Annotated in this window: 12 protein-coding genes and 1 pseudogene; 8 read left to right on the forward strand and 5 right to left on the reverse strand. The window is 67.1% G+C overall.

Going from position 1 to position 12,625, the window contains the following annotated elements:
• Nucleotides 1-3: 3 nt before the first annotated feature.
• The 4 genes from A5688_RS10150 to A5688_RS10165 all read left to right on the forward strand — a co-directional run bounded on the left by A5688_RS10150 (nucleotide 4) and on the right by A5688_RS10165 (nucleotide 2,205).
• Nucleotides 4-318: a hypothetical protein gene (locus tag A5688_RS10150; protein WP_067910246.1), complete on the forward strand. Its 315-nt coding sequence runs from the start codon at nucleotides 4-6 to the stop codon at nucleotides 316-318.
• A complete protein-coding gene (locus A5688_RS10155) occupies nucleotides 315-1,226 on the forward strand; it encodes a crotonase/enoyl-CoA hydratase family protein (RefSeq protein ID WP_067910243.1) in 912 nt (303 codons plus the stop codon). The genes A5688_RS10150 and A5688_RS10155 overlap by 4 nt, the downstream gene beginning before the upstream one ends.
• A gap of 79 nt (nucleotides 1,227-1,305) precedes the next feature.
• Nucleotides 1,306-1,758, forward strand: a complete 453-nt coding sequence (locus A5688_RS10160) for a DUF5078 domain-containing protein (RefSeq protein WP_067910241.1) — start codon at nucleotides 1,306-1,308, stop codon at nucleotides 1,756-1,758.
• Nucleotides 1,759-1,851: 93 nt separating this feature from the next.
• On the forward strand, nucleotides 1,852-2,205 hold the full coding sequence (locus A5688_RS10165) for a hypothetical protein (protein WP_242660266.1): 354 nt from the start codon (nucleotides 1,852-1,854) through the stop codon (nucleotides 2,203-2,205).
• Between the two features lie 47 nt (nucleotides 2,206-2,252).
• On the opposite strand, the gene A5688_RS10170 is transcribed toward A5688_RS10165, so the two are convergent.
• From A5688_RS10170 to A5688_RS10180, 3 genes are all read right to left on the reverse strand, one after another.
• A complete protein-coding gene (locus tag A5688_RS10170; RefSeq protein WP_067837580.1) occupies nucleotides 2,253-5,183 on the reverse strand; it encodes an RND family transporter in 2,931 nt (976 codons plus the stop codon).
• Nucleotides 5,180-5,728, reverse strand: a complete 549-nt coding sequence (locus A5688_RS10175) for an MmpS family transport accessory protein (protein ID WP_067837582.1) — start codon at nucleotides 5,726-5,728, stop codon at nucleotides 5,180-5,182. Before A5688_RS10175 ends, A5688_RS10170 begins: the two co-directional genes overlap by 4 nt.
• A 63-nt stretch (nucleotides 5,729-5,791) precedes the next feature.
• On the reverse strand, nucleotides 5,792-6,478 hold the full coding sequence (locus A5688_RS10180) for a TetR family transcriptional regulator (protein ID WP_120312368.1): 687 nt from the start codon (nucleotides 6,476-6,478) through the stop codon (nucleotides 5,792-5,794).
• A 122-nt stretch (nucleotides 6,479-6,600) separates the two neighbouring features.
• Between A5688_RS10180 and A5688_RS10185 the strand changes: the two genes are divergently transcribed.
• Nucleotides 6,601-8,340: a cytochrome c biogenesis protein DipZ gene (locus tag A5688_RS10185; RefSeq protein ID WP_067910237.1), complete on the forward strand. Its 1,740-nt coding sequence runs from the start codon at nucleotides 6,601-6,603 to the stop codon at nucleotides 8,338-8,340.
• A 9-nt stretch (nucleotides 8,341-8,349) separates the two neighbouring features.
• Here the strand turns inward: A5688_RS10185 and A5688_RS10190 are convergent, their stop codons facing one another.
• Both A5688_RS10190 and A5688_RS10195 read right to left on the reverse strand, forming a co-directional pair.
• On the reverse strand, nucleotides 8,350-9,198 hold the full coding sequence (locus A5688_RS10190) for a hypothetical protein (protein ID WP_067837589.1): 849 nt from the start codon (nucleotides 9,196-9,198) through the stop codon (nucleotides 8,350-8,352).
• A gap of 10 nt (nucleotides 9,199-9,208) precedes the next feature.
• Nucleotides 9,209-9,721, reverse strand: a complete 513-nt coding sequence (locus A5688_RS10195) for a mycothiol transferase (RefSeq protein ID WP_067910234.1) — start codon at nucleotides 9,719-9,721, stop codon at nucleotides 9,209-9,211.
• 65 nt (nucleotides 9,722-9,786) lie between these two features.
• Here A5688_RS10195 and A5688_RS10200 point away from each other — a divergent pair, with 65 nt between their 5' ends.
• The 3 genes and pseudogenes from A5688_RS10200 to A5688_RS10210 all read left to right on the forward strand — a co-directional run bounded on the left by A5688_RS10200 (nucleotide 9,787) and on the right by A5688_RS10210 (nucleotide 12,624).
• Nucleotides 9,787-11,517, forward strand: coding sequence for an N-acyl-D-amino-acid deacylase family protein (locus tag A5688_RS10200; RefSeq protein ID WP_067910232.1), 1,731 nt, complete (start codon nucleotides 9,787-9,789; stop codon nucleotides 11,515-11,517).
• 38 nt (nucleotides 11,518-11,555) lie between these two features.
• A pseudogene (locus A5688_RS10205) lies at nucleotides 11,556-12,176 on the forward strand (PPE family protein); the annotation flags it as partial.
• A gap of 52 nt (nucleotides 12,177-12,228) precedes the next feature.
• Nucleotides 12,229-12,624, forward strand: a complete 396-nt coding sequence (locus A5688_RS10210) for a hypothetical protein (protein ID WP_067910229.1) — start codon at nucleotides 12,229-12,231, stop codon at nucleotides 12,622-12,624.
• The last annotated feature ends 1 nt before the right edge of the window (nucleotide 12,625 follow it).

Consider the following 12,625-nt stretch of genomic DNA (forward strand, 5'->3'; position numbering starts at 1 on the left):
AGCGTGTCAGCGATCCAACGCATCGAACTCACGCTGCTGGCGACGGGATTGATCTTCATCCTGGTCTCGGCGGCCCAGGCGCGCTATCGGTTCATCAAGCACCGTCGCGCCGGGCGCCGGTTCTACTGGGCGACCGCGATCGTCGGCATCGTCTGCTTTGCGTTCGGGACCGGCCAGCTCTGGCCGAACGGCGTCCTCTCGGCGGCGGTCTTTTCCGCCATCGTCGCCTTCTCGGCCTACCTCACCACGCCGTATCTGAAGATCAACGGGCACATCTACGCCTCCTCGCCGGAAAATCGGGAGCCCGATCCAGAATGACCCCGCAAGACTTCGAGACGCTGCTCTACACGACGGCCGGTCCGGTCGCCACCATCACGCTGAACCGCCCCGAGCAGCTCAACACCATCGTGCCGCCGATGCCCGACGAGATCGAGTCGGCCATCGGCCTGGCCGAGCGCGACGCGGCGATCAAGGTCATCGTGCTGCGCGGCGCGGGCCGCGCCTTCTCCGGGGGGTACGACTTCGGCGGCGGGTTCCAGCACTGGGGCGAAGCCATGATGACCGACGGCAAGTGGGACCCGGGCAAGGACTTCGCGATGGTCAGTGCCCGTGCGACCGGGCCGACGCAGAAATTCATGGCCATCTGGCGGGCGTCCAAGCCGGTGATCGCCCAGGTGCACGGCTGGTGTGTGGGCGGGGCCAGCGACTACGCGCTGTGCGCGGACCTGGTCGTCGCCAGCGAAGACGCCGTGATCGGCACGCCCTACAGCAGGATGTGGGGGGCGTATCTGACCGGGATGTGGCTCTACCGGCTGAGCCTGGCCAAGGCGAAGTGGCACTCGCTGACCGGCCGGCCGCTGACCGGCGCGCAGGCCGCCGAGATTGAGCTGATCAACGAGGCGGTGCCGTTCGAGCGGCTCGAGGCGCGCGTCGCCGAGATCGCCGCCGAGCTGGCGCAGATCCCCCTGTCGCAGCTGCAGGCGCAGAAGCTGATCGTCAACCAGGCCTACGAGAACATGGGGCTGGCGTCCACCCAGACGCTGGGCGGGATCCTCGACGGCCTGATGCGCAACACCCCCGACGCGCTGGCCTTCATCGACACCGCGCAAACCCAGGGCGTGCGGGCCGCCGTCGAGCGCCGCGACGGCCCGTTCGGCGACTACAGCCAGGCCCCGCCGGAGCTGCGGCCCGACCCGACGCACGTCATCGCCCCTGATCGCGACTGATACTGAGATGCACTAGCGAAATCCTGGCAGTGAGCTGGGAACTGTCCCAGGCCAGCCAAAAAGTGCTACCGTAACAGCTATGTCTCGGCTGAGTACTGGCCTGCGTGCAGGCGCCGCGTTCCTAGCTCTGGGTATCACCGCTGCGATCTTTCCGTCGACCGCGGGGGCCGATTCGACGGAGGACTTCCCGATCCCCCGCCGGATGATCAATACGACGTGCGACGCCGAACAGATCCTGGCGGCCTCCCGGGACACCAGCCCGGTGTACTACCAGCGCTACATGATCGACTTCAACAACCACCCGAACGTCCAGCAGGCCACCATCGACAAGGCGCACTGGTTCTTCTCGCTGTCGCCGCAGGACCGCCGGAACTACTCCGAGAACTTCTATGCGCCCGTCTCCGACCCGCTGTGGGTGGCCTGGCCCAACCACATGAAGATCTTCTGGAACAACAAGGGCGTGGTGGCCAAGGCCACCGACATCTGCAACACGTATCCGGCCGGCGACATGTCGGTGTGGAACTGGGCGTAACGCCTTCTCAGGCCGCCGTCCCCCGATCGGGGGACATCCCAATCATCCGTTGACAGGATGGTCCGCCGCGCCTCGCCGCGGGATAGTTGTGCCATGCACAGCACAGGCGCTGAGTCATCCCGGGGCGAGGCCCACCGCGACGGATTCGCGGGCATCCTGGCGACGCTCGACTGGCATGAAATCACCTGCCAATCCGACGCCGGCTGCACCAGCCGCGCCAGCCACGTCGTGCACCGGCACGCCGTGGACGGCTGCAATCGGCCCGCCCTCGACCCGCTCGGCAATTCCGTCGGCATTCTGTGCACCGGCTGCCTGCGCGACCTGCAGACCGAGGTGCTGCGGCAGCTCGACCGCATCAGGTCCACCCCGCATGCCTACTGCCTGACCTGCGGCAGACCCGTACACAAGCTGAGTCAGGCCCTGCGCGTGACCGACCTCCGTCGGTAGTGCGGCGCCGTGGCCGCCGCAGTTCGACATTGACGCGCCGCGTGAGATCAGCGCGGTTGTACCACTCCGCCCGGTGGGTGCGCGTCGACGTCGTTGAGGATCAGCTGGCGCACGGCGCGACGCGGTCCGTACGGACGCAGCATGGTGCTGGCCGGCCGTGGACGCACGTGCTGCGGCCACCAGAACCAGCGCCCGAGCAAGGTGGCCAGCGACGGCGTCATGAACGACCGCACGATCAAGGTGTCGAACAGCAGACCCAGCGCGATCGTCGTACCCACCTGGGCCATCACCAGCAGCGGGCTGAACATAAATGTGGCCATGGTGGCGGCGAACACCAGACCGGCGGAGGTCACCACCGAGCCCGAACCGGCCATCGCGCGGATCGTCCCCGTCTTGAGTCCGGCGTGGATCTCCTCCTTGAACCGCGATATCAGCAGCAGGTTGTAGTCCGAGCCCACCGCCAGCAGCAGGATGACCGCCATCGCCAGCACCATCCAGTGCAACTTCAAACCCAGGATGTACTGCCATAAGAGGACGGAGAGTCCGAACGAGGCGCCCAGTGACAGCAACACCGTACCGACGATCACGACGGCCGCCACGACGCTTCGGGTGATCACCAGCATGATGACGAAAATCAAAGTGGCCGCGGCGATTCCGGCGATCATCAGGTCGACGTTGGAGCCGTCGTGCATGTCCTTGTACGTCGCGGCGGTGCCGCCGAGGTAGACCTTGGCGCCCTCCCAGGGGGTGCCCTTGATCGCCTCGTGCACGGCCTGCTTGATCGGTGCGATGTGGTTGATGCCTTCAGGAGTCGCCGGGTCGCCTTCATGGGAGATGATCAGCCGGACTGCGTGCCCGTCCGGCGAGATGAACTGCTTGAGACCCCGCGCGAAATCCGGGCTCTTGAACGCCTCCGGCGGCAGGTAGAAGGTGTCGTCGTTCTTCGCTTTGTCGAAGGCATCGCCCTGCGCGGTGGCGTTGTCGGACTGCGCTCTCGCCTGTTCGTTAAGACCCTGCGTGATCGCATAGTTCGACATGATGGTGTCGAGGTTGCGCTGCTGGCTCTCGATCTGCGGCGGTATCAGCGCCACCAGCTTGGGCTGGATCCGATCCAGCTTGTCGAGGTTCGCGCTGAGGTTCACGATGTTCTCAGCCACCTGGTCGATGCCGTCGAGCGCATTGAAGACCGACCGCAGTGCCCAGCAGACCGGGATGTCGTAACAGTGCTTCTCCCAGTAGAAGTAGCTGCGGATCGGCCGGAGGAAGTCGTCGAAGTTCGCGATGTCGTCGCGCAACTTCTCGGTGATCTGCACGGTTTCTTTGGTGAGCCTGGTGGTTTCGTGCGTGGTGTTGCTCAGATCCTGGGTGACCTGCATCTGCTCATGCAGCGTTGCCATCGTCTTGTGCAGCTCGTCCGCCTGCTTGAGTAGGTTCGCCGCCTGCTCGTCCTGATAGTGCTGGGTCTGGATCCGCCCTGCGGCCTGGGCACCCATCTGAAAACCGAGGGTGCTGTGATCGAGCGGCGTGCCCAACGGCCGGGTGATGGTCTGCACCCGGCCGATACCGGGGATGTGGAAGACCGCCTTGGCGACCTTGTCCAGGACGATGAAGTCGGCCGGGTTACGCAGGTCGTGATCGGTCTCTATCATCAACAGCTCGGGATTGAGCCGAGCCTGGTCGAAGTGCCGGTCCGCGGCGGCATAGCCGACATTGGCCGGGGTGTCCGCCGGCAGGAAGTGGCGGTTGTCGTAGTCCGTCTTGTAACCGGGCAGGGCGAGCAGACCAACCAACGCGACCGCGATGGTCACCGCGAGAACCGGTGCGGGCCAGCGGACGACCGCGGTGCCGATGCGACGCCAGCCCCGGGTCTGCAGCTTGCGTTTCGGATCCATGAGCTTGAAGAACGAAGCCACCGTCAGAATCGCCGGACCCAGCGTCAAAGCCGCCAACACCGCGACCAGCATGCCGACCGCGCAAGGCACCCCCAGCGACTCGAAGTACGGCAGCCGGCAGAAGCTCAGGCAGTACATCGCGCCGGCGATGGTCAGGCCGGATCCCAGCACGACATGCGCGGTGCTGTGGAACATGGTGTAGAACGCTTCTTCGCGCGTCTCGCCCAGACCACGGGCCTCCTGATAGCGGCCGACCACGAAGATCGCATAGTCCGTCCCGGCGGCGATCGCCATCAGCACCAACATGTTGTTGGCGAAGGTCGACAGCCCCATGATCCCGTAATTGCCCAGCGTCGCGACGACGCCACGGGCGGCGGCCAGCTCGATGAACACCATCGCCAGCATGATCAGCATGGTGCTCAGCGACCGGTAGACGAAAAGCAGCATCACCACGATCACTAAGAAGGTGACAAGAGTGACGACCGCGACGCCCTTCTGCCCCGAGTGGGACTGGTCGGCGAACAGCGGACCCGCGCCGGTGACGTATGCCTTGATTCCCGGCGGCGCGGGCACCGAATCCACGATCTTGCGGACGGCCTCGGCAGACTCGTTCGCCAGCCCGCTGCCCATGTTGCCGGCGAGGTAAACCTGGACGTACGCGGCCTTTTGATCGTGGCTCTGGGAACCCGCCGCCGTCAGCGGATCACTCCAGAAATCCTGGACGTGCTGAACGTGTTCCCTGTCTTGTTCGACGCGCCTGACGATCTCGTCGTAGTAGCGGTGCGCTTCGGCCCCGAGTGGCTTGTCGCCCTCCAGCAAGATCATGGCCGAGTTGTCGGAGTTGAACTCTTTGAACGTCGATCCGACCCGCATCATCGACTGAAAGGATGCCGCGTCGGTCGGACTCATCGACACCGAGTGGGTTTTCGCGACGACCTCCAGCTGCGGCGCCACGGTGTTGGTGATAAAGACGATGCCCAACCACACCAGGACGATCGGCAGCGCCAACCGGTGGATCATCCGCGGCAGGAACGGCGGGATCAGCGGCTGATCGACGCGCGGCGGAGCCTCGACTGCCTCGCTCATGCGGACTTGTCCAGGCAGTAGACGAAGGCGTTCACGGTTTGGTTGGGATCTGAGCGGTTCGGAGTCTTGATGACGTCACCGCTGCCGTCGTGCTTGTTCACCACGAACTGGCAGGCGATCCAACTGCCGTCTCCTTGCGCCACCAGGTTTGCCGGAATGCCGGGCTTCGTTGAACTCAATATTTTGCTCCAGGGCAAGGGCACGTTGAGAGCCTGCTGCGGATGGGAGTTTTCGTCGAGGTAGTTGATGGTTGCCGTGCTGCCCGGTGGGCCCCAGACCTCGAGCGTGATTGTCTTGGCGTTGAACTCATCGAGGACCTCGCCCGAGGTGCCACCACCGAACGAACCTTTGTGAACGCCGAAGACCCCGTGCAATCGGTATACGACGAATCCCGAGACCGCGACGACAGCTGCAATCGTGAGCACCAGCCAGAAACGCCCCAGAAGCCCCTTTTTCCTGGCACGCTGCGGGCCGACTTCGTTGCCCTCGCTGCCGGCGGAACCCTGCTTCATCAGCGGCTCGGTCCTTGGCTCAGTCGTCGTCATGGGCGCTTCAAGTCTTTCACCGGTTGCAATTCGCCAAGCCATAGCGCTCCCCCCTTTCTGAGTTCATGAGGATTCCGAGATGAGGCCGATGCACGTGGCCGTCAGCAGGCGGGTGAGCGCGGACGCGAAGTCCAGATTCCACTCGGGCGGAACGACTTCGGGCTCCTCGGCATAGACGTCGGTCAACTGCTCCGGCGGGTTCGCGACCTGCCACAGCGTGGCCGCCAGCGAGTACGCGGCCAGCAGGATGTCGAGCGAGCCCGACCGTCCGAGTTCCGGCAGCGCGCTGCCGATCGCGTCGGCGAGCGACAGGGTGGCGGCGGTGCTGATCCGCCTGACCTCGATGACCCGCTCCGCGTCCACCTCGTGTTCGAGGTGCAGGTGCAGGTTGGCCAGCAGGTCACAGAACAGCGGGTCGTCGGCCAGGGCTTCGGCCAGCGTCTCGGCGATGCGCGAGGGCGACTTCGCGCCGGGCTCGGCCAGCTTCTCGGACACCGTGTTTGACCATCGCACCCAGCCCTCGGCGGACAGGTGCAGCAGAACTTCCTTGTGCGAGGTGAAGTACCGGCGCACCGCCGAGTAGTGAATCCCGGCGCGGGTGGCGACTGCGGTCAGGGTGACCGACGCGACGCCGGCCTCCATCGCCAGCGAGCGTGCGGCTTCCACAAGGGCCTCCGCACGTTGGCGCTTTTTTTCCTCGGTGCGGGCGCGCTGGAATGTTAGTTGCGCCACCGGCTGAGCGTAACGCACAACGCGTGATTTGTATAACGCACGTCACATGATTTGTGCCGCGGTCACTCTCCGGCGCCGAAACAGGTAAAGGTGTAGCCATGCGCACCGCCCGGCGTCCTTCGAGCCCCTCCGACTAGCCCGTGCAGACCATCGCCCTGATCGGGTTTCTCGGCGGGCTCATCACCGGCATCTCGCCATGCATCCTGCCGGTGCTTCCGGTGATTCTGCTGTCCGGCATGGACACCGGAGCCCGCCGGCGCAGCGTGAGTTCCGCGGCGCGACCGTACCTGGTGATCGCGGGCCTGGTGTGCAGCTTCAGCCTGGCCACGCTGATCGGCTCCGCACTGCTGACGGCGCTGCACCTGCCGCAGGACGCGATCCGGTGGGCCGCGCTGGTGGTGTTGATCCTGATCGGGCTGGGATTGATCTTCCCGCCGGTGCAGCACCTGATCGAGCGGCCGTTCGCGTATTTCCCGCAACGCCAAGTCGGCTCGGGGACAGATGGTTTCGGCCTGGGACTGACGTTGGGTGCGCTGTACGTGCCGTGCGCGGGGCCGGTGCTGGCCGCCATCGTGGTGGCCGGCGGGACCTCGTCGATCGGCCCCGGCGCGCTCGTGCTGACCGCGACGTTCGCGATCGGCAACGCGCTTCCGCTCCTGGCTTTCGCACTGGCCGGGCGGCGCGTCACCGAACGGGTGGCCGCGTTCCGCCGTCGGCAGCGCGCGATACAGATCGCCGGCGGGATCGCGATGATCGTGCTGGCCGTGGCGCTGGTGTTCAACCTGCCCGCGATGCTGCAGCGAGCCGTCCCCGACTACACGACGGCGATGCAGAACAAGCTGGGGGCCAACGACATTCAGCGCAGCCTGGGCCCCGCCCCCACCCAGCAGCCCAACCACGGCAGCGGGCTGCAGCTGAGCCCGCCCAGCACCACCGTCGACGGGGCGTTGAGCGACTGCTCCAGCGGCTCTTCCGACCTGCAACAGTGCGGACCGGCACCCGCCCTGACGGGCGTCACCGGGTGGCTCAACACCCCGGACGGCAAACCGCTGGAGCCGGCGTCGGTGCGCAACAAGGTGATCCTGATCGACTTCTGGGCCTATTCGTGCATCAACTGTCAACGTGCCATCCCGCACGTAATCGATTGGTACAACCGGTATCGCGACAGCGGGTTTATGGTCGTCGGGGTGCATACGCCCGAGTACGCGTTCGAGCGGGTGCCCGCCAACGTGGCCAGCGGCGCCGCCGACCTGCACATCACCTATCCCATCGCGCTGGACAACGACTACGCGACGTGGAACGCCTTTCAGAACCTCTACTGGCCGGCCGAGTACCTGATCGACGCGAATGGGCAAGTGCGCCACACCAAGTTCGGTGAGAGCGACTATGACGGCACCGAGAAGCTGATCCGCAAGCTTCTCCTCGACGCCCACCCCGGCGTCCAGCTGCCCGCGCCGACGAACTCGCCCGATATGACGCCGCAGACCAGGCTCACCCCCGAGACCTACCTGGGTGTCGGCAAGTCCGGAAACTACGGCGGCGGCGGGGATTACAAGGAGGGCGCCGCCACGCTGAGCTTCCCGCCGAACCTGACCGAGGACAAGTTCGCGCTGCGCGGCCGCTGGACCCTGGACGACCAGGGGGCGACGGCGGACGGCGACGACTCCGCCGTCCGGCTGAACTACACCGCGAAAGACGTCTACGCCGTCGTCGGCGGCGCCGGCGCCCTCACCGTGACCCGCGACGGCAAGACCACCACGACGCCGATCGGCGGGGCGCCCACGCTGCACCGGATCGTCGCCGACGACTCCGCGCACCGCGATCAGCTGGACATGGGGGTCAGCAAGGGCCTGCAGGTGTTCTCGTTCACGTTCGGGTAGCAGCCGGGCTCACGACTTCTTCACCACACCGCCCAGCATCGCGGTGATCACACCGAGCGCGACCAGGGCGGCGCCGGCGAGCAACGTGGCGTTGAGCCATTGGTGCAGACCGGATTCGGCGTGTTCGACCATCACCTCGGCGACGCGCCGGACGTTGCCGGTGGTGCGGTTGAGCGCATCGTTGACATAGCGACCGGCGACCTCGATGCCCGCCCACCCGGCCGCACCGACGAGCAGGGCCGAGACCCCCAGGCTGCTCAGCGCCTTGCCTCGGCGGCGGGCGGCGGCCACCGTGAGCAGCGCGCAGACACCGCACAGCGCCGCCGCCCCCACACTGATCCACGGGCCCCAGGTGGACAGCCGGCTCAGCCGTCCTTTCGATTGCGGGACCGAAACGGTCAGCGGGACAGTCAGTTTCGCGGGGACCGTTACGTTGTGGCGGCTCAGTAGCGGCTGCATCGAGCCGTCGTTGAGCATGGGTGCCACGTCGACCGCCCACTGGTTGCCGTCCCCGCCGGCGCCCGGGTCGCTGAACAACCAGCCGTGCGCCGCCCGGTTCGCCTGGGCGAACAGTGGCGGGAACGCCGGCCCGGCGGTGAAGGCGCCGGCGGCCTCGTGCACTTGCGAACCGTCGATCGGATAACGGCCGCCGCCGTGCTCGGCGATGAGAGCCATTGCCCGGGCGCTCAGTTCGGCCGCCATGGCCGACTGCAGAGCCGGATCGGCCGCCGCGCGCTGCGCCATCGCCGCGTAGCCGTCGGCGTCAACGACATGCAGCTGCGTCCACGCGGCGGGGACCGCCACCGCAAGCGCGAGCGTGGTGATGAACCACAACAGCACGGTCGCCGCGAATCGCACGCCTGCGAATCTACGCAATCCCCCGCACGTACGCGGCCTGCCCGAGGTGCTGGGCGCAGTCGTCGATGATGCTCACCAATCGCGCGCTGGCCGTCACCGGCGGGTCCCAGTTGGTGTCCACGACGCGGGCCAACTCGTCGGCGGTCACCCCGGCGAGGTATTCGAGGGTGAGCTTGTGCACCGCGTGGTAGTAGCCGGACAGCAGATCCGCGGGCGCCTTCACCTTGGCCACGTCGTCGGGCCCGTGCCCATAACCGCTGTCGCCGCGCGGCAGGTCCAGTCCGAACCGGTCCACCCAGCCGTCGCGGAACCACACCTGCTCGACGCCGGCGACATCGGCCAACTGGATGTCCTGCACCCGCGCGCTGTGCCAAAGCAGCCAGGCGATGCTGTTGGCGCCCGGGGCCGGCCGATAGCCGGACACCTCGTCGGTCAACCCCTCGGTGATCTGGTCGACGTGTTCGATCAACCGGGTGAACGCGTCGCGGAGCAGTTCTTGAACGCATGCGTCGGGATTCGCCATGTCTCCGACACTACGGGAGCCAAATGACCTGGCACGACCTACCGAAACGGTCGTAGATTGTTTGGATGACTTACGACCTGATCATCCGCAATGGCACCATCGTCGACGGGCTCGGGGGTGAGCCGTACGTCGGTGACGTGGCCGTGCAAGACGGCGTCATCAAGGCCGTCGGGCACGTGAACGGAGAAGCCGCGACGCGGGAGATCGACGCCACCGGGTTGCTGGTCACGCCCGGCTTCGTCGACCTGCACACCCACTACGACGGCCAGTCCATCTGGTCGGAGCGCCTGACTCCGTCCTCGGCACACGGGGTGACGACGGTGGTGATGGGCAACTGCGGGGTCGGCTTCGCGCCCTGCCGCCAGGCCGACCACGACGTGCTGGTCGACGTGATGGCCGGTGTCGAGGACATTCCGGGCGTGGTCATGACCGACGGCCTGCCGTGGACGTGGGAAACGTTCCCCGAATACCTGGACGCGCTCGACGCGGGCAAGCGGGACATCGACGTGGCGGCGTATCTGCCGCACTCGCCGCTGCGGGTGTACGTGATGGGGCAGCGCGGCGCCGACCGCGAGCCGGCCACCGACGAGGACCTGGCGAAGATGCGGGCGCTGGCCAAGGAGGCGATCGAGGTCGGCGCGCTGGGCTTCGCGTCGTCGCGGCTGACCATCCACAAGACCGAAAGCGGCTCGCCCATCCCGAGTTACGAGGCCGCGCGGGAGGAGATCGAGGAGATCGCCCGCGGCGTCGTCGACGGCGGCGGCGGGCTGCTGCAGTTCGTTCCCGACATCCCCTCGGGCGGCTACCAGCCCGTGTTGCAGACGGTGTTCGACGTCGCCGAGGACGTCGGGCTGCCGGTCACCTTCACCCTCGTCGTCGCCAACTCGGGCGACCCGACCTGGCCGGACGCCATCACCATGATCGAGAAGGCGAACGCCGCCGGTGGCGACGTGACCGCGCAACTGCTGCCGCGCCCAATCGGGTTGATCATCGGCCTGCAGCTGACCGCCAACCCGTTCGTGCTCTACCCCAGCTACCGCGAGATCGCCCACCTGCCGCTGGCCGAGCGGGTCGCCGAAATGCGCAAGCCCGAGGTTCGCGCCCGCATCCTGGCCGACAAGCCCGGGCAGGGGCACCCGATCCTGTACGTGGCGCAGATGTGGGACTGGATTTTCCCGCTGGGCGACACCCCCGATTACGAGCCCGACCCGTCGACAAGCATCGGGGCCCGCGCCCGCGCCCGCGGCGTGGATCCGATGGAGGAGGCCTACGACCGGCTGCTCGACGACGACGGCCGGGCCATGCTGTTGGTCGCGACCAGCAACCTGCAGAACAACTCGCTGGACACCGTCGGCGAGCTGCTGCACCGCGACGACGTGGTGCTCGGCCTCGGCGACGGCGGCGCCCACTACGGAATGATCTGCGACGCCAGCTACTCGACGTACTTCCTGACGCATTGGGCGCGGGACCGCACGGCCGGACGGTTCACGGTGTCCGAGGCGGTTCGCGAGCTCACGTCGGTGCCGTCCCGCATCGCCGGGCTGGGTGATCGCGGCCGGGTCGCCGTCGGCTACAAGGCCGATCTCAACGTCATCGACCACGCCGCATTGCGGCTGCATAAGCCGATGATCAGCTACGACCTGCCCGCCGGGGGGCGGCGCCTGGACCAGACCGCCGACGGGTATGTCGCCACGATTGTGGCCGGCGAAGTGATCGCGGAGAACGGCGTTCCCACCGACGCCCGCCCCGGGAAGTTGGTCCGCGGCCGCCAGCCCATCCCCGCAGCCTCGCGATAACGCCCCCAAAAGTGGCATATACCAGCTAAGTTGGGTCCGTGACGAACCCGCATTTTGCGTGGTTGCCGCCAGAAGTCAACTCGGCACTAATATTCTCCGGACCAGGTCCCGGGCCGCTGCTTGCTGCCGCGGCGGCGTGGGACGGGCTGGCCGGGGAGTTGGCCTCGTCGGCGTCGTCGTTTTCTTCGGTGACGACAGATCTTGCCACCGGGTCCTGGCAGGGCGCGTCGTCGGCGGCCATGATGTCCGTGGCCAGCCGATACGTGAGCTGGCTCAGCGCCGCGGCCGCGCAGGCCGAGGAGGTGTCCCACCAGGCCTCTGCCATCGCGACCGCGTTCGAGGTGGCGCTGGCAGCCACCGTGCAGCCCGCGGTGGTGGCGGCCAACCGTGCCTTGGTGTCGGCGTTGGCGGCTAACAATCACCTGGGTCAGGCCACCGCGGCGATCGCCGATATCGAGGCCGCCTACGAGCAGATGTGGGCCGCGGACGTGGCGGCGATGTTCGGCTATCACGCCGACGCGTCGGCAGCCGTGGCCAAGTTGCCGCCCTGGAATCAGGTGCTGCAGAATCTCGGCTTCTCCAACACCAGCACCGCCGTCACACGCCCGGCCAGCTCCGGCGCCGTCGCCCGCGGCTACACGTCGCGCATCGCCGGGTTCCTGCGGCCCGCGGGACCGCAGTAGCCCCGGGCCGCACCTATCCTGGGAGATCATGCGCTCCAAGAAAAAGGTCGATCTCCAGGCGCTGGCCGACGCGCTCGTCGACTTCCCCTATGCGTACCTGATCACGGTCGACGACGAGTACCGGGTGCACACCGTGACGGTCGAGCCGCAGCTGCGGGAAGGCACCCTCGAAGTCGGACTCATCGGCGGGCGCACCCGAAACAATCTCGCCCACCGCGCCGACGTGACCCTGGTGTGGCCGCCCGCCGCACCGGGCGGCTACTCCCTGATCGTCGACGGCACCGCCGAAGTGACCGACGCCGGCGACGAAACCGCCCGCCTGAGCGTGGTTCCCACCCGTGCGCTGCTGCACCGCGACGCCGACTCCCCCGATGCGGCCAAGGGCTGCCTGCACGACTGCGTGGTGTTCTCGCTGCCGGTCTGAG

Source organism: Mycobacterium mantenii (genome assembly GCF_001667865.1).
Taxonomy (GTDB): domain Bacteria; phylum Actinomycetota; class Actinomycetes; order Mycobacteriales; family Mycobacteriaceae; genus Mycobacterium; species Mycobacterium mantenii_A.